At 54.3% G+C, this 24,228-nt stretch carries 15 protein-coding genes; all 15 read right to left on the bottom strand.

Going from position 1 to position 24,228, the window contains the following annotated elements:
* Nucleotides 1–148: 148 nt before the first annotated feature.
* The 15 genes from H3H36_RS18620 to dnaA all read right to left on the bottom strand — a co-directional run bounded on the left by H3H36_RS18620 (nucleotide 149) and on the right by dnaA (nucleotide 24,113).
* Nucleotides 149–448, bottom strand: coding sequence for a hypothetical protein (locus tag H3H36_RS18620; RefSeq protein WP_182219595.1), 300 nt, complete (start codon nucleotides 446–448; stop codon nucleotides 149–151).
* Nucleotides 429–2,450, bottom strand: a complete 2,022-nt coding sequence (locus tag H3H36_RS18615; RefSeq protein WP_182219594.1) for a PHP domain-containing protein — start codon at nucleotides 2,448–2,450, stop codon at nucleotides 429–431. Before H3H36_RS18615 ends, H3H36_RS18620 begins: the two co-directional genes overlap by 20 nt.
* 181 nt (nucleotides 2,451–2,631) lie before the next feature.
* Complete coding sequence (gene brxL / locus H3H36_RS18610) at nucleotides 2,632–4,722, bottom strand: BREX system Lon protease-like protein BrxL (RefSeq protein WP_182219593.1); 2,091 nt, start codon at nucleotides 4,720–4,722, stop codon at nucleotides 2,632–2,634.
* A 21-nt stretch (nucleotides 4,723–4,743) separates the two neighbouring features.
* Nucleotides 4,744–7,251, bottom strand: a complete 2,508-nt coding sequence (pglZ, locus tag H3H36_RS18605; protein ID WP_182219592.1) for a BREX-1 system phosphatase PglZ type A — start codon at nucleotides 7,249–7,251, stop codon at nucleotides 4,744–4,746.
* Between the two features lie 5 nt (nucleotides 7,252–7,256).
* Entirely contained in the window at nucleotides 7,257–9,017 is a 1,761-nt protein-coding gene (gene pglX / locus H3H36_RS18600; RefSeq protein WP_182219591.1) for a BREX-1 system adenine-specific DNA-methyltransferase PglX, read from the bottom strand.
* A gap of 91 nt (nucleotides 9,018–9,108) precedes the next feature.
* Nucleotides 9,109–9,684 carry a hypothetical protein gene (locus H3H36_RS18595; protein WP_182219590.1) on the bottom strand — a complete coding sequence of 192 codons (576 nt, stop codon included), beginning with the start codon at nucleotides 9,682–9,684 and terminating at the stop codon, nucleotides 9,109–9,111.
* Nucleotides 9,684–10,823: an AAA family ATPase gene (locus H3H36_RS18590; RefSeq protein ID WP_182219589.1), complete on the bottom strand. Its 1,140-nt coding sequence runs from the start codon at nucleotides 10,821–10,823 to the stop codon at nucleotides 9,684–9,686. The genes H3H36_RS18595 and H3H36_RS18590 overlap by 1 nt, the downstream gene beginning before the upstream one ends.
* A complete protein-coding gene (gene pglX, locus H3H36_RS18585; RefSeq protein ID WP_182219588.1) occupies nucleotides 10,820–12,628 on the bottom strand; it encodes a BREX-1 system adenine-specific DNA-methyltransferase PglX in 1,809 nt (602 codons plus the stop codon). The genes H3H36_RS18590 and pglX (H3H36_RS18585) overlap by 4 nt, the downstream gene beginning before the upstream one ends.
* An 8-nt stretch (nucleotides 12,629–12,636) precedes the next feature.
* Nucleotides 12,637–16,197 (bottom strand): BREX system P-loop protein BrxC, encoded by a 3,561-nt coding sequence (gene brxC, locus H3H36_RS18580; RefSeq protein WP_182219587.1) that lies wholly within the window; start codon nucleotides 16,195–16,197, stop codon nucleotides 12,637–12,639.
* Nucleotides 16,198–16,208: 11 nt separating this feature from the next.
* A complete protein-coding gene (locus tag H3H36_RS18575) occupies nucleotides 16,209–16,865 on the bottom strand; it encodes a DUF1788 domain-containing protein (RefSeq protein ID WP_182219586.1) in 657 nt (218 codons plus the stop codon).
* Nucleotides 16,862–17,473 (bottom strand): DUF1819 family protein, encoded by a 612-nt coding sequence (locus H3H36_RS18570; protein WP_182219585.1) that lies wholly within the window; start codon nucleotides 17,471–17,473, stop codon nucleotides 16,862–16,864. Before H3H36_RS18570 ends, H3H36_RS18575 begins: the two co-directional genes overlap by 4 nt.
* Nucleotides 17,470–18,369, bottom strand: coding sequence for a BrxR family helix-turn-helix transcriptional regulator (locus tag H3H36_RS18565; protein ID WP_182219584.1), 900 nt, complete (start codon nucleotides 18,367–18,369; stop codon nucleotides 17,470–17,472). The genes H3H36_RS18570 and H3H36_RS18565 overlap by 4 nt, the downstream gene beginning before the upstream one ends.
* A gap of 502 nt (nucleotides 18,370–18,871) precedes the next feature.
* Nucleotides 18,872–21,370: a DNA topoisomerase (ATP-hydrolyzing) subunit B gene (gene gyrB / locus H3H36_RS18560; protein ID WP_182219583.1), complete on the bottom strand. Its 2,499-nt coding sequence runs from the start codon at nucleotides 21,368–21,370 to the stop codon at nucleotides 18,872–18,874.
* 57 nt (nucleotides 21,371–21,427) lie between these two features.
* The gene (dnaN, locus tag H3H36_RS18555) at nucleotides 21,428–22,534 is read right to left on the bottom strand and encodes a DNA polymerase III subunit beta (RefSeq protein ID WP_182219582.1); all 1,107 of its coding nucleotides are present in this window, start codon (nucleotides 22,532–22,534) and stop codon (nucleotides 21,428–21,430) included.
* Nucleotides 22,535–22,715: 181 nt separating this feature from the next.
* Nucleotides 22,716–24,113 carry a chromosomal replication initiator protein DnaA gene (gene dnaA, locus H3H36_RS18550; RefSeq protein WP_182219581.1) on the bottom strand — a complete coding sequence of 466 codons (1,398 nt, stop codon included), beginning with the start codon at nucleotides 24,111–24,113 and terminating at the stop codon, nucleotides 22,716–22,718.
* Nucleotides 24,114–24,228: the final 115 nt, after the last annotated feature.

The raw sequence follows: 24,228 nt of genomic DNA, 5'->3' as shown, positions 1-24,228 counted from the left end.
TTAATGGCAGCCTGCGGCGCAATAGGTGAGTCCCACTACGGATGCTTTGGTCATTCGCAGCCGGGCCCAATATTTGATGTTCCGTACGATGAGGTGCAACGGATTTAATGTCAGGCAGCAAAAATAATTGCGGAAGAAATATCAATTCTTATGTCGTTGACTGGGAATATTTGTCATATTCCTTTTGGAATAGCTTTTCAGATTCGTCTTTGTACTCTTGCCTCCGGCCGGACAAGTTTTGCAGTTTCTCCGCAATGTTCTTATAGACAATACGTTGAGCCTGATTTTGTAAGGCGTGTTCATCAAACACATCGAATTCAACTTCATCAGCCAAGGTGATGTTGATGATTGTCAGCAAATGCTCCTTGTTGATCTTGTCTATTTCTAGATAATTCCCATCGTTCAAACGGAAGTAACCGTTACCACCTTCAATTTTTAATAGTTTCATATCGTTTCCTTCGCCCCTCGTAGGCCTCGCTACCCGCTTCTAAAGAGTTCAACACTACCGCATGACTTTCTAGCGACTTCTTGTCGGCTGAGATTAGAGTCTTATCAGATGGCCTCCCCGAATACAACCGATAACATGGAGTGCCATTCTCTGATTCTTTTCTTGCGTAGAGGATGTAATCTGCTCCTATTGATGCTCCAACAGTGTTGTTATGGGTGACTACTACTACCGGCATGGTCTCGGAAATTGCTTTGAGAATGGCATTCACATCGCTTTTCAAAAACAGGTTGTCAAACGAAGATTCGGGCTCGTCGATCAATAAAATGTCATAGTTCTGTGCATCGCAGATATGCTGAAGTAGGCGGAATTCGGAGCGTTCTCCGCCGGAGACTTCGAAGCCATCGCGGTTCAAGATCCGATAACTGATTCTTACGAACAACCTATAGATTTCCGAGCGCGTCAGGCTCTCGATTTTCAGAAGTTCACGCAGATAGGCGTAAGGCACATCATATTTTTTGAAGGCGTCGCTGAAGGCTAGTTTGGTTCCGCTCGCACCTCTAACCTCTAGAGCACCAGCAAAAGGTAACCGCTTTGCCTCAACTCTGAAACCTTGAATTCCTTGGTCAGAAATCGTTGCTTCCTGTTTGAGCAAGGATACAACACTTTCGAACTTTCTGACTTTTGCTCGATCAAGGCAATACTCAAACAGGTCAATTTCATCGACCGGTGTTGCCGATGTGCGTAATCTTAATTCCGATTTGACGTCCTTAATGATTTCATTGGCGATCTTCCTTTTCCGCTGTTCATATGAACGCTCGCGCAAGTTTAGAATGAGTTCGCAAGAAAGCTCCTTAAGCGCCTGAAGCTCTACGTGCTTTTCGATAACGGTACGAAATTCGATATTTTCAATGATGTTTCGCACAGACTCGATTAGTTCGGTCAGAGCTTTTAGATCTGGCAAGACGAATTCGGTTTCGCTAAACAGCGCGGTTTTGGAGTAGGCGTCTTGGCGATCAGCATCCGCTGCTGACTTAAGCAGGGATTGAACATATGCATCAAGTTTCAATTCATTGGCATGCAGATCAATGTTGATGACTTCATCGACTATCGCTTTCAGACCTGATAGGTAACCGTCGACAAAGATGCTACGACTATTTTGAACTTCGTTGTTAAAGTCTCGCTCGTCAGCTTCATTTTGCTGCACGAGTTGAAATTGAGCGATGTACTTTGGATTTTCGACTGTCTCGCGAATCCTATTAAGGGTGTAAGTCTTTCCTGAAGAACGCTCTCCAAGAAGGATGTTGAGGCCGCTAGAAATCATTTGCCCATCGTCGAAGATGGGAAGCAAGCTGTTGCCATCCTCCGCACTGAGTGCCACTTTGCTCTTGTCCTGCAGGCAGGATTTGACGGAGTCGAAACTGATTTGACCGCAATCGATATAGGTCTGTCGGCCTGTGAACTTGTTTAGCTTTTGCTGGATGCGTAGGTCGCTAAACAACACAGGTGTGGGTTTCTGAATGTCCTTGATCGCGTAGATAAATTTCTTGCTGCTAGCGACTTCACCTGCGGCTATGAACGGTTTTAACTTCTCGAATGTGGTGCCTGTAATCTCTGGATTCTTGTCTGCGTGTGGGATCAGCAGATAGTCGCTCAGATCTCCATAGATGGCATGCAGTTCTTCAAAGCTGATGGAGTCCGTTTTCTTCTGAATTTTCGCTGTGACCTGGTCGCACTTGCTTTGAAATCCATCTAGGTCGGTGCCATTGCTAATTAGAAGAAGATGACCTGCCGCCAGATTGATTTCGATACCGGGAAACACCGGTATCGAAAGTGCATTCTTGATGGTTCGAAACTGCTCAGAGTCAAATATATCGTGATTGGTGATAGCGACTGCATCGAGTTTAGCTGTCTCAACGTACTCCTGAAATGCTGTCAGACTGAATTCAAACGGAACGTCACTCTGCGTTGACACGGTGTGTATATGCAGGTCGATTTTCTTCAAGAAGGGCCCCCGAGCTAAGCCACGTTAAAGCCTACGCAGCCGGTTTGACAACCTTGTAGGATAGATCCTACCCTACGACTTCGGCCTGCTTTCTCACACATTGTCACAAAAGGTTGAGTGGAACTTTTGGATGGCGTCATCAGCAACTGACCTCCCTCCAATCAGAAAAAAGTACTAGCCATCATGACGGTTCACTCAACCTCACAAACGTCACGTTGAACTCCTTGCACTGTCGATGTTGTTGCATACGGTTGGAGAAACTGAATGCATCATTTAATTCGCAGCGCTGGAACACATCGAGCCCTCTGCTAAGCACGATTTTCCAGCCATGGTCTGTGGTGATTTCGCGGTCATGTTTGGTGCCGGTGGTGTCGAAAGCCCAGGAGAACTGGATTCCGATGCTGGCGCAGGCATCGGCCATCTTCTGAAAATTCTCAGTCTGACGCTCGCTACTGAGCTCGTCTTTTACGGTGACAATATGGACAGCCACTTCATCTTCCGGACGAGCAAAACGACTGATCGTTTCCAGTAGCTCCATCAGGTTGCGTTGCTGATAGAAAGTACGGAAGTAGGGATCGGTCACGATGATGTGCTTTGCCCCCACCAAATAGGGGCCAAACAGCCTGTCGAACGTCACCCCGCGCTGGTTTTCCTGGAAGACCCTGTGTAGCTCCTTGAGAGTGACCTCGGGGACCTGAGCAGCATTGGGACTTTCTTGTTCATGCGCTTGGGAAATGACATGGGAATCCCCAGATGACACAGCCAGGTCAAACGTGAGCTTCGCCTTACTTTCGCCTACCAATTTCCGATGGTAGGCGGCGGAGTACTCCTCTTCTTCCAGCGTCGTCACAGGGCGTTCTTCCCCTTCTGGATCGAAGTAAGCAAAACGAACTGGGGGATAGGTCGCATCAATACGCAGGAGCTGGTCCTTCACTCGCTTGCGTCCTTCGATGGCAGCCCGAAGCAGCTCTTCGATTTCTTCGACACCCGCGTCTCCCTGCGGGTACATAATCTTCATCAGGCCCGAGAAGGTTTTGTTGATGCCGTCACGGTCGCGGGTTGAAATGTCGTCTGACAGTCGGAAATGCACATTGTACCGGTCAGAAAAGTCATGACTACGTAATGAGCGTAGGATCTCTGCCAGGTAGTCCACGACAAAGCCATAACCGCTGGAAAACATCTCGCCGCGGATTACATCGACTTCCCAGCCCGGGATGTAGCTATGAATTCGGTCCAAGAAAGCAGAATCGTGGAATTTCTCGGGCAGGGGATCGAACAGATCTGAATGCTTGAGCATGTAGGGCACCGTGTGGTCGGTGTTGCCCACGAACACCATGCTTGCCTCCGCGCCAAGTGTTTCCACGCCGCGCGAGAAGGACTTGTTGGCCATGTAGTTCTTTAGGATGTCCACCAACGCCTTATCCACACGCTTTTGCTTGCCAGCGAACTCGTCGAAGGCCACCACGTCCCAATAGCCCACTAGACCCAGCTTGCCAGTGCCGTTGTGGACAAATAGTTTGGGCACGGTTACCTCGCCACCAGAAATCAGAATGCCGTGCGGTGAAAACTCCGAATAGATATGTGATTTGCCGGTACCCTTTGGGCCCAGCTCGATTAGGTTATAGTTGCGCTCACAAAATGGAATGAGTCGTACCAACTGGCTGAGCTTGTTGCGCTTGCCAAACATATTTGGATTGAAGCCCACGCTCTGAATCAGCAGGTCAATCCACTCATCCGTAGTGAAGTGCTTGCGTGCCTCCACATAACCGTCAAAGTCGAAGTGTGATAGCTGAATCGGCTTGATGGAAGACAACACCCAAGGCGTTGCATTCTTGTCCTCGGTGAACAGGTACTCCAGCTCTGCAATGCACCACACGCCGCCCACCAGCAGCTTGGGATGAGTCTTCACGGTAGCCGAGTCTATGATCACCTTCTTGACACCTAGGTTAGCAAACTCCGCTTCGTAGGCGTCCGATTTGTCGTTAAGCGCCACGCTGATGCGGTCGATGACCTTGTGCCGCCCTTTCTCCTTGATGGTGGAGCGTATCAGTCCCGCCTCGTTGCGATGGACATAGTGCTTACGCAGGATCTCGCGAACAGTGTCGATCCCTGCTTGGATAGTAGCCTCGTCGTTGGTTGCGCAGTATTGGCCAAGCAGGTATTCCAGCACATAGGTGGGCACAATAGCATTGCCCTTGACCGTTTTGACAAGGTCTTTGCGGACAACCAGCCCGGCAAAATATTGATTGATTTTATAGTCCAATTGGCTCATTTCTGCCCCCCGTCCTATGTCTCAAAAATCGAACTCGCTGGTGAACGACCGGCGAATGGTGTAGCGCGCAGCTAAGTAGCCCGTGTAGTGTGATGTGCCGTCCACAGGCTCCTCGAGTCGCAGTTCGACTTGCTGGTTGTTGCACGCATCTGCCTTGCGGCTCAGAATGAAGCGCACCGAAACCTCCCGCTCACGCGGGTTGCTGGACGTCATGTCAAAGCTGAGCTCCTGCACATCGGAAATCGCTTCGCCTGCCAACGTGTACAGGCCAGCGCGTAACCGACGAGACTGGCGTTTGTCTGTCGCCGGCTCAATCTGGTAAAGCACTACCGCCAGCTGGCCGGTTGTGATGATTTTGCCACCACCACCAATCAACTCCACATCGACTTTGCCGACATCGCTCTGGCGCTTCTTGTTGATACTGATCACTGGAATTACCACCTCCTGCAGAGTAGCTCCGCCATGCACAAAGCGACTACCCGAACCTTTTAACCTTAGGCGACTGATCGACTTCGGAATTTGCACCTGTAGAGTGCCGTTCAGACCCAGTTGTTCCGGTTGAAAGGTCTTGAAGCTACTGTTCTCACGCAGACCACGCCCAAGCACGAACCGTCGATCGATGTAGAGAATCTCGTCGCCACTAGGTTCTGTGCTGAGAAAATCGCTGTCCTGCAGTGGCTGGTGCTGGTAAATGAAGCCATGGTCGGCGGTCACCACGATGTTGCTGGCATTTGCATTGGCTAGCTTCTTAATTACCCGTAACAATTCATCCAGAGTATCTTCTGCCGCACCAAAGACGCGCTCCTCTGTGTCCCGCGTATCCCCCGTCTTGTCGATCAGGTTGTGATAGACGTACACCACCTCATGGTCGCGCACCAAGGCTCGGGAATCTTCCTTACCCATGGCCAATACATCCTTCGCCAATACTGCAGTAGAGGAGGTAACGGTTTGAGCCAGGATACGGGCGCGATTGACGGTACCCGTGGCGCTTATGCCATCAACTGTGACCTCGCCGCTGTCGGCCTCCACTATCTGCAACGTCTTGTGAGGCAAGAGGGACGCCATGCCCAACTGGGTGTAACTTGGAAGACAGGACAAAGCAGGGACCAGCTCTGCATCAAAGCGATCTTCACGCCGAATCAAGCTCTGCAACTCTTCCCCCACTTCATAACGGAAGGCATCGGAGATCAGGACGCACACTTTGCCCTTACGCTCCAGATAGGGCTGTACAAAGCGTTCAAAGAAGTTCGCCTGACTCGCCACCGGGGCAGCTTCCCAATACTGGCAAGCATCTACGAAACGCTGCCAGCGGACGTTCAAATGCGACAGGTAGTTGTTCGTGTACAAGTTCTCCACCTGTTGGCTCAGGGTTTGCAACAGCGAGGCCTGGCCCGATTCGCGCGCATGGTGAATGAACTTACGATAGCGCTGGTCGAGTCGGAACCAGCTCTGCGAGTATTTGTGAATGCCATCTAGCAGTGAGTCCATCTCCAGCTGCGTCAACTCCAGCGTCTGCATGAACTGCGCTGCATGCTCAATGGCCAGATAGACGTGCTGGTAGCGATCAAACCAGTGCCCTTGTCGGCGCTGGCGTACCCATTGCTCTATCTCTTGTGCGCTGACCGTGCGCGACGTTACTTCGCGTACCAGATCGCTCAGGATTTTGCGGTCAATGGCTTCAAACTCATCCATCGACATCAGAACCCTATATTCAAGCCCCTGAAGCTTGTCCTCGATCTGCAAGATATCAGCACACTGGGCAGACAATACCTCGAAAGATTCCGCGTGCGACCGGCTGTCTTTCCAACGGCGGATGAATACCTTTGCCTCAGACGACAAGCGGGGCTTGAACTCGACATCCACCTCGGCGAGGAAGCAGCTTTTGAACAGCTCGATCACAAAATCCTGCAAACCCGGTTGTTCGCTGACATAGCTGTAAGCGCGCTTCATCGACTCCCAGAAATGAGCGTTCAGTCCGCTACGCTCTATCAGCTTTCTGCGGATGTCGGCGCCGCTGGACAATTCGGCCAGCAGTGTTTCCAACATTGCATCTAGGCGAGGTTCGCAGCCTATACATACTGCCAACATCTTTTGGCGCAAGACGTTGTCGCTGTCGCCAGGTTCCAGCAACTCTTTCAGCTTTTCACGCCGCTTTGGGGAATCAAAGAATATGAGGTGAGCCTCTAGCAAGGGATAGGCATCAGGTCCCAACTCCAATTCAGCCAACCACAGGGCCACTTGGTCGGTACGGAAGGTGCTACCGCTGGCCAATTGTACGTCCAGCAGCCAGTTCTCCAGGTAGGTAGGTTCAGGGCCATCGCGAAACAGCAAGAACTTTTGTTCTGGCTGCTCACGAAGCACGCGGTACTTTACGCAAAACTCATTGTTGATCAGCTCGATCTTTTCCACCCCGGGTAAATCAAGGGCCTCGAAGTCGAGCCTGAACACGCGGCGGGAGTCATACCAGAATACTATGCGCTGCTTGTCAAACAAATTTGTCAGTGCCTGCTGGATCTTTGCGTTATTCATCTGGATCAATCCTCATCCTTGGCGTCAAGGCCCGGAATTTTCTTCAGCGCCGAGCCGAACTTCGAATAGTTCACCTTCACCCCTTCATCCAGGTCGATGGCTTTTTGCTCAGTGGCCAGCGGATACAATACATCGCGCTCGTAGTCAGTAAGCTCGGCTAACACCTTGGCCAGACGATCCACTTCTTTCAATGCACGGGTCTTGTCGCCCTGGCTGGTGGTGGAGTTAATGCTCACAGCAGCCTGACGTTCTTTCTCAGTGCTGAGTTTTTCACGGTAATCGCGCAGGTACTTCAGTACGACACTCACCGAATCCGGACGGTAACGGTGTAAGTAGATCAACGCATTGAAGCTGCCTTTCGGGCTGCTGAATAGCCAGTAGATTGGACGCTTTTTGTAACGCTTGATATGGTCGGTATAAAATTCACTTAGGAAGTAATCACGAAGGCTGTAGTTGCGCTTGCTCTTAACGTTGAGAGCCTGCTCGCAGAATACTAGGTTGTCTTCGTAGTGAGCATCACCAAACGCCACACGCAGGAACTGGCGGAAACGCAAGGTGATGTCGTCCGGGAACCAGTCGTCATCTAGCAGCGGGATCACATTATCCTCATCCGGAAGGAAGCTGGGTTGCGGGACCTGAGCTAGATAGTCGGCCAGCGTTTCACCCTGGTTCGCAAGAATTAGTCCCGGCTTGTCGAGGCTATAGCGGCCAAACATGCAGCCCACGGCGTAGCTCACCAGCTCGCGCATAGTATCAGCCAGCAACAGGGCTTCCAGCTCTTCCTTGGTCTTATCTCCGCCATAGCGATAATATGGGTTACAGGTGAGCGTAATCTCGTTCAGCGGGACATCGGGCTTCAGCTCGTCCTGCAAGCCGTAGGCGTCGATAAAGATGCGGTTGTTTTCTTCCTCTAAGCGCTGCATTTCCACTGCCGTTTCTTGCCAATAGGTCCGGAGGGCCTGGTAGCTAGCCTTGAGAGTGGGACAGTGGTATGCCGGGCGTAGCAACGAAAGATTGGAGAAGTCCCAAGAGGTTTCATATGAGTCCCAATCTGCTGCAGCAACCTTAATAAGTTCTGCCGAATTCGTGCTGGGAAACGACTTTAATACAGGAAGCTTCTGAATTGCCCCCACTTCGTAGCTCAAATTTGGACTGGTGAAGGAAAGAAAATGCCCGGCAACCTTGCTGTTTAGGAATCCAATCGCGTCATTTAGATTAAGGTCGGCCGAAAAAAATAAGCCAGGTCCTTTATGCCCAAATATTTGGCCTGAACGCTGCCAGCGAAATGACGGCATACCTCCAGAAATAAGTGACCATGCGATCATTTCGCGAAAATAGAATTGAATGTTTTTTATTGTCCTTGTTACCGATCCGTAAAGTGACTCGGCATAGGATTTCACCTCTGCGCCATCATTTGCCCAGTTGATCAAGACTTCATTGTTACCATACCATTTTCTTACTGCTCCTCCCTTGACAAAGGGAATCCACTTCTTAGCCGCACGCGCAACAATGTCCTCTTCCGAAGTCCTTAGCGCACAGTTGTTTGAAGCAACCTCATGCCAGATTCTAAGAAAACGCTGATCGTCGCTGGTCGCAAGTCCTTGTCGTGGCGAAGAAATGTCGCCCAAATGTTTTCCGCTTGAAAAGAGCGTAGCAGATCGATGGCTTATCCAATATGAAATCGGATTGCCAGGTATCTTTTCAAAATCTGATGCGGAGGAGCGGAAGAAATAATTCTTGACGCTACTTGGTTGATTGTTACTCACTCGTGCTCTCCAATATTGTTCCTTGACCAGCAACTGAGCTCCTACTAGTCGTCTTAGCAGTTTTCCCCAGTGTGCCCAGCCGTGTGTTCATCTATCTGTCCGTTGCGGTTCTGCTCGCGTTATTTCCAAGCATTAGAGGGGCGGCGGGCGCGTCACGACGCAATGGCCACTCTGGAAACCGTTGATTCCAAGAATCTACTGACAGGACCACACAATCAGCTATGTGCTTGCGCTTCCATGCCTCGAACGACTCTTCTCGGATGTCGGCAAGTAAACGATCCTTGAATCCGCTCATTACCGCTTTTTGGATGTTCGGGTCGAAAGCGTCCAGGCCCAGCAGCACCACGTATTTGAAAGGCTTGTTGTCCCGCTCCATTAAGTGTAGATAGAGATAGGAATCACGCGCCTTAGGCGTCAGGTCCTGCGTCAGAATAGAGTTGTCTGCCAGGCGTTTCAGATACGTGTTGCGCTCTTTGTCTGGACTGCGCGAGTGTGACGGATCCTTAATCTCGACGAGCAGGATGTCTTGAGCACGCTCGATGACTAGATCCACGAACTTCATTCTGACAGGCAGCTTGACGCCTTGCTTGTCCAGCTTGTTTAAATTCAACCCATCTGGAAAGTGGAACAGAAGCTCAGCAGTTTCTTCTGCACGATAGGTTTGCATCAGTCGGCCCCCAATGCACGTTTTACATCTTCGTCATACAGTTCGGCAAAAGTGCTGCTGATTGCGCTGCGGCCAATAATGTTGTAGTCCGACTTGCTTTCGAGCTGAATGCCTTCGCTTGCAGCATCGCGAAACAGGCGATGAAAGACGACATGGTCGCCTTTGCCTTTGTTCATCAGAAGATCAAACCACTTGAGTAGCACGTAATCGTGCGTGGCAAGAATAACTTGCTGGCCGTTGCGAGCGAGTTCGAGGAAAGCCAACACCAGATCCTTCATAAGCTTGGGATTGAGGTTGGATTCTGGCTCGTCCCACAGTAATGGTCCAGTAGAACCGGGGATTAGGCTACCATTGCTGAGCAGGCGTTGCAGCATTCCAATTTTCCGGAATCCCTCTGCCGTCATTGAACTTGAAAGCTGCGTAGATTCTGCGGGTACGAATTGCACTTTTGAACTCTTGAAAACCTGCCCAGCTGTTTCCGCATCCTCTATAGTTGGGCCACCGCGCTCTTTATACTGTCCCGCCTGAAAGCAGATATTCCCTCCTTTGAGGGTATATTTACCTCCAATTAAGTTTGTTATACGAGGGATGATACTGGAAAGGCGAGGGTCTTCTTGAATTTTTCTTGATAAATTTCCGTCAACCTTTTCGAACAGAAGTTTCGCCAAATCTATATAACTATCATCAAAAATCAGATCAATAGTTTTAGGGTCGGCTTCTTCGACGCTGAGACCACGAGCTAGAGAAAGCACCTCTTTGGTTGGTATAAAAATCGCTGGAACCGCATGTTCCTTGCCGGAGACTTGGACCCTAGTTTCAGTGTCAGCCCCTTTGAATCGCACGGTGATCTCTTGGCCCCAAGCAAAGCTGGCACTCAACATGGCCTCACCGCGTGAGCCGGAACGACGCAATCCACCGACTTTTTCGCTAAGCGGAAGATAAAGTCGGCACAGTTTGCGTGCTAGCCGCTCGCCAGCCAGTTTCCCACGAGCTTCGGGCCCATTAAGGGCCAGAATAGCCTTGAGCAGTTGGGTTTTACCGGTGCCGTTTTCGCCGAGGATGATGTTGATACCCGGGGAGAAGTCGATGGACAATTCAGTGAAGGCAGTAAAGTTTTTGAGTTTTAGGTTGGTGATCATGCAGCCCTACCTTGAGCGATGGCTTTGGCCATCATCTCCATCTTTTCCGCTTCTGAATTACCATCCACCAAGCGCATGTAGGCGCCTCGATAGTCGGGCTTATGAGCGTTTTCGAGCACGAAGGCGGTGGTAGAGACCACTTCTCCGCCTATGCTGTCGAAGGCTCGAGCACCCAGATGCGCCATCGACATAATGGTGTGCTTGTTCAGGATCCGGCTTCTTAGCAGCTCGAACGAGGATAGAAACATCCAGCTCTGCATTGTGATCATAGCTACCGCGCCGCCCTTCAGCGCAAGATCCAGGTTGCGCTCGATAAACATTGCAAACAGGTCGGACTTGCTGTTGGGGTAGTTTTCCTTGGTCCAGGCGCTTAAGCGCGCGTTCATGCCTTTGCCGCCCATATAGGGTGGGTTGGCTACCACGACTGTGTAGCGTGGGTTCAGGGCTTCGGCCATACGCAGAACGCTCAGCACGCGCTGATGAGTCTCTGCCAAGAATAAGTTGCTCGCCATGTCCTTGGCCGTTAGCGTCGCTAGCACATCGGCCAAGTTGCCTGCCTTGGGGATGATAAGTGAACCGAAGTTGTCAGCCTCGTTGAATTGCTGAAGCGTTTCAAGTAAGCCGTGGGTGAACAAATCGCGACCAACATGGTTCATATACTCATCCAGCTCTTCAAGGCTGAAATTCACCTTCTTCAGCACGATGATGTTGGGCTCCACGCGTTTGTTGAAGAAACGACGCTGGCGGGCACGGGACTTCATGGTCAGCGCAAAAGCGGCCAACTCACCGGCGCGCTCATCCAACTCGAGGCCGAAGAGGTTATGGGTGAGAATTTTTTCCGGGATCTCGGCAGCGTCGTAGCCTTCTTCTTCATAGATAGCGTAAAGTAGATCAAACGCGTAGGTGAGCATGTGGCCCGAGCCGCACGCGGGATCGCAGACCTTGATGTCTTCCGGACCGTTGATCTTGAGAAAGTCAGTTTCTGGCTTCTCCGGCGGGATGTAGTAGGCCATCTGTTCGGCCAATCGTGAATGGGGACGATTGAGTAGCCACAGCCGGCCCAGCGAATTGTCCACCAAGTAGCGCACGATCCAGTGTGGAGTGAAGAGCTGGGTCGCGGCAGGAATGTCGTCCGGGGTGATCTTCTGGTTTTTTTTAAGCCCTTCGAAGACAGCATCCTTCTTCTCAGCAATGTAGAACTGGTATAGCCAGCCGATGACTTCCACGTCCTTGCAGGCATCCGGCGTCATTGCCTCACGGGTGTAGGCCAGGATAGAGTTCCCCGAGAGCAGATCGTCGGGCATCAGCAGCTCGGTGTAGTCGTCGATGCGTTCGAAAAGGAAAGGCATGGCCTGATGCCAGGCGTTGCAAGCAGCTACGACCAGCAGGCGGTAAGCCTCACCCTGCGGATCGTGGCTGGGGCTTGTGCCGGCTAGCAGGTCGGCAATCTGCAGACGTGTTTTGGTCGGTACCATCTCTTCGTCAAGGTGCCCCATTTTTGCTTCCAGCAAGATCTCGGGCTGGAACTGACCTTCAGCGGGCGACATGATGCCGATGCGCGTATAACGGTTCACATCCATGAAGCGCAGCGCGCAGAAGCGGTTGAACCAAGTGTAGGCTACCCGTTCGATGACGTGCTCCTTTCCGTGGCTCTTGATGGTGTCTTCCAACATCTTGACTGCCATCGCGCTTTCGCGACGCGCTGCGCTACCCTCAGACAGCACCAAAGCCAGTTTGGCGCTAACCTGCTCGCGTAATGTACGACGAGCGAACTGGGCGAATTTTTTGAGTTTGCTTGTATCCATTTCTCGCCTCAAATCTGAACGCGGTTGCCCGCCTGGATTTCTCGTAGCCAGGCTTCGCGCTGTTTGTTCAGGTAGTCGTCGAGCTCAGCCTCATTGGTCAACCAGGGCTTGGCATAATTGACCTTGATGGTGCGGGCGGGTACCAGTTTTGGCTCAGGCGAGCTCGGCTTTATGGATGCCGTACTAGACGGTGGCACTCCCTCGTCAACAAAAGGCTTGCCATCTACCTCCGTGGGGACAACAATCGGCGCCGGAGTTTCGGGCTTGGCCCATTGCTCCAATTGAACCAACAGCTGTGGAAAGCGGTTGTCCTCGAAGTGCCGTAGTTGATCGCGGATCATTGCAATGCGCTTCTGGCCTTGCAGTAACAGGCGGGCATCAGCAAAAGGCTGCGTCAGCTGCAATTGATGGGGAAAGTCAAGTCGGCCATATTCCTCAGTGGCCTGCAACCTTTGTTCCAGCTCCGCCAGGCGGGTGGAGGCGACTTCCTTTTCATCGACCAACAGATCGGCAATAGCTTGCTGCAGCGCATCCAGCTGCGGCTTGAGCTGCTGCAGGCGGTTACCTTGCCAGGGTTTGCTATCGGCCAGCAGGTTGCGAACAGCCTCCACTTCGGCCGAGCCCACGTAGACAAAGTTGTCTTCCTGCTCGCCGACCAGCAAGCGAGCCTGTTCAAAGATGGCACGCTGCGGGCTGTTCATAAAACGCCGCAACGGGTCGATGATGTTTTCCTTAGTGTCGAGCAAGGCGTCTTCGGCACGTGAGAGGTCAGTCAGGAACCAGTTGGGGTTCTTGCTCGCCACATCCTTAAGGGTAGCCAACACCGGAGTCAGAATACCCAGGAACGGCAATTGGGTTTTCTGACCATGCAGATCTGCCAACTCGACTTCGAGGTCCTTCAACGCATCAATGGTCTCGCGTGCGAGGGCGCGAGCCTCGTTGTTACTGGCGGGCTTGTCGAAGAAGTCGGCAAAGAAGTCCTTGAGCGTGCGCACCTGCGAGGCACTGAACTCGACTTGAGGCTCCAACACCAGTGAGGCATGGGCGTTGGTATTTCGCAGGCTGCGTTCCAAAGCGTCATGCTCCAGCGAGTTGCTGTCTTGCCGGATCTCGACCTTACCGCGTGCGCATAATAGGGCCAGGTTGCAAAGGATGGCGGAGTAGTACCAACCATAGTTCTTGCGCTCGAAACGCTCGATCAAGCTCTTGACAGTGGTACGCACGCCACCTCGTGCGTTGCTCTGAATGAAGGCCAGCAGTTCTTGTTCGGGCTCCGTGAGGCTGGTGGCGTCGTTGGCCAGCAGCCCATCTTCCACCATGCGCAAATGCTTGCCGATATCTGCCTCGTTAAACGGCACATCGCGCAGCATGCGCAGGTTGGGGTAGGTAGTTTGCAACAGATGTTCGAAGCCTTTGAGCACTAGGGTCTGGCCGTCTTCGGTGCTCACGTCTACATCCGCCGCGTTGATGATAAGCGTGGCTTTGCCAAGCAGGCCGCGGGCACGCACTTGCAGGTCATTAAGGCGTTCAGTATTCTGGAATCCCTTGGAATCTAGAATGCGCTTGACTGCTTCTTGAGTGGTATTGCTGTTCTGGCGGATGTACTTCTCGGTTCGCTTGTACATCGTCAGGTCTTGCATAAAGCGTACGTCGGCCGGCAAGACCACTCGTAATTCATCACGCCCCATACTTTGCATACGTTGCAGGGTAACGTTGTCGAAATTGTCAGAGAGTGGCGTGACGATATGGATGGCCAGCTCGTGTTCACGACTCAGCGCGCGATCATCCATCTTGCGGGTATAGGCATAGTCCTGGCCGTTGCTGTGGCGGATCTTTCGCTGCCTAATGACGCCATCAAAAAGCAGCGTTTCCAGCTCCTTGAGAATGTCCGTTGTCTCGACCTCGGTATTCTTGATCTCTTCTTCGACGTCTTTTTCTTCGTCAGTCAGGTACTCGTAGACATCACCATTGCGCTGGATATAGGTCTGCTGCTCCAGCAGGTTGAGTGCAGCTTCAAGCCGCTTACGTTGCGCAGGCAGATCGTCACCAAAGCGCTCCAGCATCAGCACGCTGAGATTGCGTAACGTGGCCTTGAACTCCTTGACGTATTTGACCAAAAAAAGCGCTTTGAGCACGCGCACGGCGTAAAGATCGCCCAGATGGCGCTCGGCATTGTTAATGGCGCTCTGGATAGCGCTCTTGAGCGCACCACGGATGCCTTCGAACATACGGTCAAAGGTGGCCAACTGGCCGACTGGCTCTGGATCGATGGCAATCGCCACCTCCCGGAACACCCCGAGCATCGAGCGCTCGCCCACCGAGTTGGCCTTGCCTTCGAAACCGTTATGCTGAGATATGCCACGGATGGCAGCTTGAAACAGCGGAAACTGGTATGGCACGAAGGGGTAGCAGTAAGTAAAATGTTCCGCATCCCGGAAGTTCATGTATTGCTGGCCTCCGTCTGCGAACTCGAACAGGGTTTTGAAGTTGTTAAGTTGTTGGTCATAGGTACTGGCCAGCAGCTCGGTACCAATATCGTTCTTAGTGAGCAGGCGCTTTTGGATGACCTCCGCAACGTCGGAACTGGTAAGTTTGAGCCGGTTGGCAAAGCGGGCCTGAATCTTCGAGAAGTCGTTACTCTGCTGCTTATTCATGTCCCCCAGCACGGAGTTCATGTCCTCTTGAGCGGTTACGATGATCCATGCGCGGCCCTGGCACTTGGTGGCCAAACTTTCTGCCACCGTCTGAAGGTTTGTCATCAGCTTGGTGTTGTCAGCGATGTACTGCCCGACCTCGTCCACGAAAAAATTGAGACGAAAGTTAGCGGGCTTTTTGTCTAGCCATGCCTTGACCTGTTGGCTGAAGTCTTCGATGGAGACGTTGTACTGGGCGCGGTACTTGTCCAGGATGCCCTTGGCTAAGGTCGGATCTTCCCCGGTGATTTCTGCGTAAGCGCGAGCAATATTGCCCGACTCCAGCAGAGCCTGTTCTCTGCCACGTTCCCAAGGCTTGTTGGCTAGGCGCAGGTACGCGTCTTTGAACGCGCTCAGCTGTTCCCGGCTGTCCATGTCTCGTTCGAACTGCGCGATGTAGCCCTGTTTGCCGAAGTAGCCGCACATCTCGTTGAAAACCTTGACGAATACCGAAAGCAAGGCGTCAGTCTGGCCCTTGCTGATAATGTCAGCCTTCTGATCGATGTTGAACAAGATGCTCCTCGAAGGGATTGCAACTGCCTTTTTGAGCGCTGCGCGCAGCAGCTCGTCCTCCTTTGGGATCTTGGGTAAGAAGATGTCGAGCGCCGAGCTACCGTCGATAATGCGGTTTTCCAACATCAAGGCCAGCATCTTCAACAGATGTGACTTGCCCGATCCGAAGAAGCCCGAGACCCAGACGCCGTTCGCGCCGTGATAGTCGTTGTAGGCGTCAAGGAAGTGCTCCAGGCGCTTGGCGACCTCATCCGTCAACACATACTCGTTGAGCTCTACATAGAGGCTCGATTCGTCGTCGGCCTTGATGACGCCCTCTATCGGGCGGTTTACTGGGTGCAAAAAAATGCGATTGAGTTCCATCGGGTCTTTCCTTAAACCTGGGTCTCGAAAATATTGAAAGCGCGGTAGTATTTGTCGTCATGCAACAACCCGAACAGCTCCAGCGACGCACCTTGCTCAAGGGAATGACGATATTCGCCGGGGAAGAACAGTACGGTTGGCTTATCCTTGGCTGTGCTTTGCAAGTTGTTGAGCACGTTGTGTGATCTGATGTAGGGAAAGACTTCTCCGATGCCGGAGAGGAACAGTACGTCAAAGTCGGTTTGCTGCAAACGTTCGCCTATGGCGGGGATTATGTAGTCCTCAATGCTGAGTACGTTCTGCAACAGTTCGAGCAGGTTGTCCTTTTCAACATTGGCCTCGACAGTGAGGATCTCATCCCAGAGCCGACTACCGTCGCTGCTGCCTTCCCTCGCTTGCAGCAACTCGATGCTGAGGTCATATAAATTGATATCCAGCGCCCTGACCCCGCGCCCGCCCAGACATGGCACGCTGAGATTGGCCAAGGAGCTAATGAGCTGACGTTGCATGCGCTGCATCTCAAAAGCTTCGACGGCACGAAACTCGCAAATATAGAAGGGGAGATCGTTGTTCAACCCGCGCATTTGCAAGAATCGATCGCTACCGATCACCTGGATCAAATGCTCAAAGCGGCTGGCGAGTGGTTGTTGACTAATCTTTTGATTCATTGAAGCCATCTTTGAATGTCGTGTTCGGTAGTCGGAAAAATCAGAAGCTCTTGTCGCCCTTGTTTAGCCAAAAGTTGAGCAAGATGTGGACTGATCTTAGCAGGGTGAATCTCGTGCTGATCTGACAGCAGGTCCGCTTCGCGAAGCATGCGAAACAGGTTCTGCCTCAGCTTGAGCTGGGTGGAGTTTGCGATTTCATCGAGCTCCGCGTGCCAGAGCGCTTTGTGGTTATAGAAGCTGTCATAGTCAGCGAACGTCACTTGGCGGCGAAGCAGTAAATACTGTTCGCGCAGTACTTCAATTGCGAAATCACGGATGAATGCATAGCGTCGACAAGCCGCCACCCAAAGTAGGTAGGCCTGATCCCGGAGGTTGGACTCCAAAAAAATCTGTAATTCGAGTTCATTCAGCTGCTGCAGGCGCGCGGTAATCTCCTTGCTGATGCGGGTGGCTGCCGCAGCAGTGCGTACCTGCAGAAAATTTTCTTGGCGCACCCGAGCACGTGTCGCTGGCCAGTCGCCGAGCCGCAGATAGCATTCAGCGACCGTGGAGGCTTCGTGCAAGAAGAGGCCTCCGGTCGTGAACGATAGTTGATAGCGTTCTGTCATGCAGCCTGCTCCTTCCCTAATGGGTAGCCTGGAGCTAGGATGGCGGTCTCGACGCCATAGAGGGCGAGATGATCTTTCAGCCACAGGCGGTACTCTGGACCGCGCAAGCTATGTTCGGGTGAGCAATCCACGCTCCAATTGCGCAACGCATAGCCGGCCAGCGCCGCGCGCAATTTGAGACGCAATACACCACCAGGCATATCATAGTCCATGAGGGTGAGGTCGGAACACGGCTGATCCGGATGTGGTACTAGGTCCAGTTCCACGATGCGCGTCCATTGCACGTCGTGCTCAGGTAGTTCGTGGCGCAACGGCGCGTCATCAGGGCGGAGGGTCGGCTCGCTGATGCGCGTGAGCACGAAATCGCGAAACTCTTGGGACTTACGATCAAAGGCGCGCGCATGCCATCGCAGCCCAGTATCGAGCAATGCAAAGGGAACAATCTCGTGGCATGACTCGCCGTTGCTGACGGAATGATAGCGGATGCTTAATACCTGCCCTAGGTGAATGGCTCGGGTAACACATGCCAATATATCCAGCTCAGGGGATGAGAGCCGGAGTGGCATGAGGCATGGAAGTAGTGCATCAGAAGATGGTGCCGTTGCATCCCCTAGTTGTTCAGCCAACCAGCTCAAGACTTGGGAGGAAAGCATTGGGAATAGCGGTTCGAAATTGGCGCCCTGCAGGTATCGTTTACCACGGCTTTCGTAGTCAATGTTGTCCGGTGCCAGCTCCTTGTAGAGCGCCAAATCACGAGAGGCGGCAGCCGACTGGATGCCAAAGCGATGCATCAAGTCGGGGCGACGGACCTCTCCGAGGAAGCGCAACCGTAGCTCGATATGCTTGAGTCGATCCTTTTGCGGAAGCGGCAAGTTCGCAAGCATTTCGACGGTCATGATGAGCGGCATCCAATAAAAGATAAAACAATGCGATCATTATATCGAAAAGAGCTTTGATTGCATCAAAATGATCCGATGATGGCGTCTTATCATTATAATAGAGGTTGTGTTTTGAGATCGGGGCATGCTTGCGATGTCATCAACATATGGGAAGCTCCTATTCTTCTAGCAGGGAATCGCGTGTATCAGGCCGCTACATAAATCATTTCACTCGGGCGAAGAAGAACATTAAGAATTTGAACTGGTATTCGATGATGAATGTTCGCACAGAACTCAAACGTATCGGTGCTATTTGGCTCTGGGATTATCAGAGCTTTTTCTCCCTTTCTAACAATGAGATGCCCCGATTTTTTCGGGGGGGCATAGGCTACACCCATGAATTAAGTCAGTGTTAATTATCAAGTTGCCGAATAAAAAGCGGCCCTTCTCAAGGGCCGCCATCATTTCAAATATTGAGATTTATTTCAATTATTTTGAGATCCTACAAATGCAAACTAATTTAGACGTCGATATTCCCCGCCCTTAGCGCATTGGTCTCAATAAACGCCCGACGCGGTTCCACATCATCCCCCATCAGCGTAGTGAAGATCTGATCCGCCGCGATGGCATCCTCGATCTGCACCTTGAGCAAACGCCGCACGGCCGGGTCCATGGTCGTCTCCCACAGCTGATCCGGATTCATCTCGCCCAGACCTTTGTAGCGCTGCTTGGACACCACGCGCTCGGCCTCGTCACGCAGCCACTGCATCGCGTGGTGGAAGTCCGTCACGGCCGATTCCTTGGTGCGTTCGCCTTCGCCGCGGCGGACCACGGCGCCTTCGCCGATCAGGCCGGAGAAGGTGCTGGCGGCGCTGGCCAGCACGGCGTAGTCGGCGCCTTGCACGAAGTCGGCGTCGATCGAGCTGACCTTGACGTTACCGTGGTGCATACGCTCGATCCACAGCATGTGCTTTTCCGACAGCTCGTCCGAGCGTACCGTCACCTTCACGCCGAGGTCGGCGATGCCGTCCGTCAGCGCGCGGGCCGACGCTTCGGCCGCTGCCAGCGAGCTCAGGTCCAGCGTCACGCCCGTCATGATGGCGCTCAGCGCGGCGCGGTCGATCACGCGCGTCAGGCGCGTCATGATGGCGTTGGCCAGGTTGAACTTGCGCACCAGCTCGGCCAGCGGTTCGCCCGTGATCGGGTCGGCGCCTTCGCGCGGGGTCAGCACGGCCGTGTTCAGGGCCACGTTCATCATGTAGCCCGCTTCCTCCAGGTCGTCCTTCAGGTAGCGCTCATCGCGGCCCGCTTTCACCTTGTACAGCGGCGGCTGGGCGATGTAGATGTGGCCCCGTTCCACCAGTTCCGGCATCTGGCGGTAGAACAGCGTCAGCAGCAGGGTGCGGATGTGGGCGCCGTCCACGTCCGCGTCGGTCATGATGATGATGCGGTGGTAGCGCAGCTTTTCGACGTTGAATTCGTCCGGTCCGATCGAGGTGCCCAGCGTGGCGATCAGCGTGGTGATCTGCTCGGACGACAGCATCTTCTCGAAGCGCGCCTTTTCCACGTTCAGCACCTTACCGCGCAGCGGCAAAATAGCCTGGAACTTGCGGTCGCGGCCTTGCTTGGCCGAGCCGCCTGCGGAGTCACCCTCGACGATGTACAGTTCGCACAGGGCCGGGTCTTTTTCCTGGCAGTCGGCCAGCTTGGCCGACAGGCCCAGGCCGTCCATCACGCCTTTGCGGCGGGTCAGGTCGCGGGCCTTGCGGGCCGCTTCGCGCGCGCGCGCCGCTTCCACGATCTTGCCGCAGATGATCTTGGCGTCGTTCGGTTTTTCCATCAGGTAGTCCGACAGCGTCTTGGCCACGATCTCTTCGACCGGGCCGCGCACTTCGGACGACACCAGCTTGTCCTTGGTCTGCGACGAGAACTTCGGCTCGGGCACCTTCACCGACAGCACGCAGGTCAGGCCTTCGCGCATGTCGTCGCCCGACACTTCCACCTTGGCCTTCTTGGCCAGTTCGTTCTCTTCGATGTACTTGTTGATCACGCGCGTCATGGCCGCGCGCAGGCCCGTCAGGTGGGTGCCGCCGTCACGCTGCGGGATGTTGTTGGTGAAGCACAGCACCTGTTCGTTGTAGGCGTCGTTCCACTGCATGGACACGTCCACGCTGATGTTGGTGCCTTGGTCGGACACGCGCTCGCCCGTGGCCTGGAACACGGTCGGGTGCAGCACGGTCTTGGCCTTGTTGATGTATTCGACGAAGCCGCGGGTGCCGCCTTCGAACGCGAATATTTCTTCCTTGCCGGTGCGCTGGTCGGTCAGCTTGATGTTGACGCCGTTATTGAGGAACGACAGTTCGCGGATGCGCTTGGCCAGGATCTCGTAGTGGAATTCGACGTGGGTGAAGATTTCCTCGTCGGCCCAGAAGTGCACGTCGGTGCCGCGCTTGTCGGTCTCGCCGATCACCTTGATGGGCGACACGGCGATGCCGTCGCGCGTTTCCAGTTCGCGGTTGACGGGCACGCCGCGCGCGAATTCCATGAAGTGCACCTTGCCGTCGCGGCGGATGGTGAGCTTGAGGCACTTGGACAGCGCGTTCACGCACGACACGCCCACGCCGTGCAGGCCGCCCGACACCTTGTACGAGTTCTGGTCGAACTTGCCGCCCGCGTGCAGCTCCGTCATCACGATTTCGGCCGCGCTGCGCTTGGGGTCGTGCTTGTCGTCCATCTTCAGGCCGGTGGGCACGCCGCGGCCGTTGTCGGTGATCGAGATCGAGTTGTCCGAGTGGATGGTGACGTGGATCTCGGTGCAGTGGCCCGCCAGCGATTCGTCGATCGAGTTGTCCAGCACTTCGAATACCAGGTGGTGCAGGCCGGTGCCGTCCGAGGTGTCACCGATGTACATACCGGGACGCTTGCGCACCGCTTCCAGGCCTTCCAGGATCTGGATGGAGGCGGCGCCGTATTCTTCGGTCTTGACCGGAACTGGGTTCTCTTGGGGGCTAGCGGACATGGACTGCTTTCTCAAATAACGAATTACTGGAATGACTGGTTGGATTCAAGGCGCAGCTTAAATCCGCATCGGCATGACGACGTACTTGAAGTCGGCGTTGTCCGGAATCGAGATCAGGGCCGACGAGTTGGAGTCGCCCAGCGCGATGTTGACGTAGTCGCACTTCAGGTTGTTGAGCACGTCGAGCAGGTAGGTGACGTTGAAGCCGATGTCCACGCTGTCGCCGCCGTAGTCGATTTCCAGTTCTTCCACCGCCTCTTCCTGGTCGGCGTTGGTGGAGCTGATCTTCATGCTGCCGGGCGTGATGATGCAGCGCACGCCCTTGAATTTGTCGCTGGTCATGATGGCGGCCCGCTGCAGCGAGCGCAGCAGTTCATCGCGGCCGATGGTGAATTCGTTGTGGTAGCCCTTGGGGATCACGCGCGTGTAGTCGGGGAACTTGCCTTCCACCAGCTTGGAGATCAGCTCGATGTCGGCGAAGGTCAGCTTGACCTGGTTGGCCGCGATGTCGAGCTGCACGGTGTCGTCGTTCTCTTCGAGCAGACGCTGCAGTTCGATGATGGTCTTGCGCGGGATGATCACTTCCTGGCGCTCGAAGCGCTGTTCCGTCTCCACCTGGCAGAACGCCAGGCGGTGGCCGTCGGTGGCCACGGCGATCACGTTGTTGCCGTCCAAAACCAGCAGCAGGCCGTTCAGGTAGTAGCGGATGTCCTGCTGGGCCATGGAGAAGTGCACCATGTTGAACAGGTGCTTGAGCGTCTTTTGCGGCAGGGTGACGGTGGCGTTGTAGCTGTCCGCTTGCTGCACGGTGGGGAATTCCTCGGCCGCCAGCGTTTGCAGCGCGAAGCGCGATTTACCCGTTTGTACCGTCAGGCGCTTGTTCACCAGCGTCATGGTCACGTCGCCCGCCTCGGGCAGCGCGCGCAGGATGTCGAGCAGCTTGCGCGCCGCCACCGTGGTGCCCGTCACGTCCGCGCCCGAGCCGATGTCGGCGTGGGTGGTGATCTGCACTTCCGTGTCGGTCGACAGGAACGACACGCTTTCGCCTTCCTTGCGGATGAGGATATTGGCCAGAATCGGCATGGTGTGCCGACGCTCGACAATACCGCTCACGATCTGCAGTGGCCGGAGAAGCGTATCTCGGGTGGTTTTGACCAATTGCATATTTATCCTCGAAAGTAAAAATTAACGATACAACTTTAACAATTCCGCCTGTTGGGCGGTTTGCTGGTTTGCCAGAATCATAATGGCAAACCCGGCTTGCGGCCAGCGCCAAAAAAATCGGGGACGGACCCCGGTTTTGCAGTGAGTAAAAACCGGGGTCCGTCCCCGATTTTTCCCCTGCTTAACCCTTCAGCGTCTGCTCCAGCACGTGCAGCTCGTGGTTGCATTCCGGGTTCTTGGTGCGGTCCAGCGCGATCTTGCGCACGGCGTGCAGCACCGTGGTGTGGTCGCGCCCGCCAAACAGCTCGCCGATCTCGGGCAGGCTCTTTTGCGTCAGCTCCTTGGCCAGGTACATGGCGATCTGGCGCGGCCGCGCGATGTTGGCCGGCCGGCGCTTGGAATACATGTCCGCTACCTTGATGTTGAAGAAGTCGGCCACCGTCTTCTGGATGTTCTCCACCGAGATCTGGCGGTTCTGCACCGACAGCAAGTCCTTCAGCGCTTCCTTGACGATGTCGATCGTGATGTCCTTGCCGTGGAAACGTGAGTACGCAAGGATCTTGCGCAACGCCCCTTCCAGTTCGCGCACGTTCGAGCGCAGGTGCTTGGCCACGAAGAAGGCCACGTCGTCCGAGAACGTCACGCCTTCCTGCTTGGCTTTCTTGAGCAGAATCGCGACCCGCATTTCCAGCTCCGGCGGTTCGATGGCCACCGTCAGGCCCGAGTCGAAGCGCGAGATCAGGCGGTCGTCCATGCCCGTGATCTCTTTCGGATAGGTATCGCTGGTGATGATGATCTGCTTCTTGGCCGCGATCAGCGCTTCGAACGCGTAGAAGAATTCCTCTTGCGTGCGGCTCTTGCCGCCGAAGAATTGAATATCGTCGATCAGCAGCATGTCCAGCGAATGGTAGTAATGCTTGAAGTCGTCGAAGCCCTTGCGCTGGTAGGCCGTCACCACGTCGCGCACGTACTGCTCGGCGTGGATGTAGCGGATCTTGGCGCCCGGCTGGTCGGCCATCACCTGGTTGCCGATCGCGTGGATCAGGTGGGTTTTGCCGAGGCCCACGCCGCCGTAGAAGAACAGCGGGTTGTACGACACGCCCGGATTGTTGGCCACCTGGATCGCGGCCGCGCGCGCCAGCTGGTTGGCCTTACCGGTCACGAAGCTGTCGAACGTGAGGTCGGTGTTGATGCGGCTTTGCTCGCGGCGCGGCGCGGCGCTGGCCGGCAGCTCGGGCACGCTGGGCACGGGATCGGCCATGCGGGCGTTGCCGGTCGGGACGCCGCCATTGGCGTCCGGCACCGGCGCCACCGTGGCCGCCTTCTTGGGCGCGGACAGGCGCGGGTCCAGCACGAACTGCACTTCCGTCGGCGCTTCCCAGTACTGGCAGGCCAGCGCCGTGATGCGGCTGGCGAACTGGGTCTTGACCCAATCGAGCTTGAAACGATTGGGCGCGGCCACGCGCAGCTTGCCCGCCTCGTAATCGAGGGGGATAAGCGGTTTTATCCACGCACTGAATTGTTGCGGCGTCAGCTCCAGTTCCAACTGCGCGGAACAGGTCTGCCAGAAATTTTCCATGAATCGTCTACTGTGAAAAGGTGTGGGAGGGCGTCTCGAAACGGCCCCGGTGCCGCAGCCGGACTCGGGCCGTTTACGCCAGGGCTCGCCACACGTAACGCGCTATTCTACTCTC

This window comes from Rugamonas fusca (genome assembly GCF_014042365.1).
GTDB lineage: Bacteria > Pseudomonadota > Gammaproteobacteria > Burkholderiales > Burkholderiaceae_D > Rugamonas > Rugamonas fusca.
This window is presented reverse-complemented; position numbering and strand designations above follow the sequence as displayed.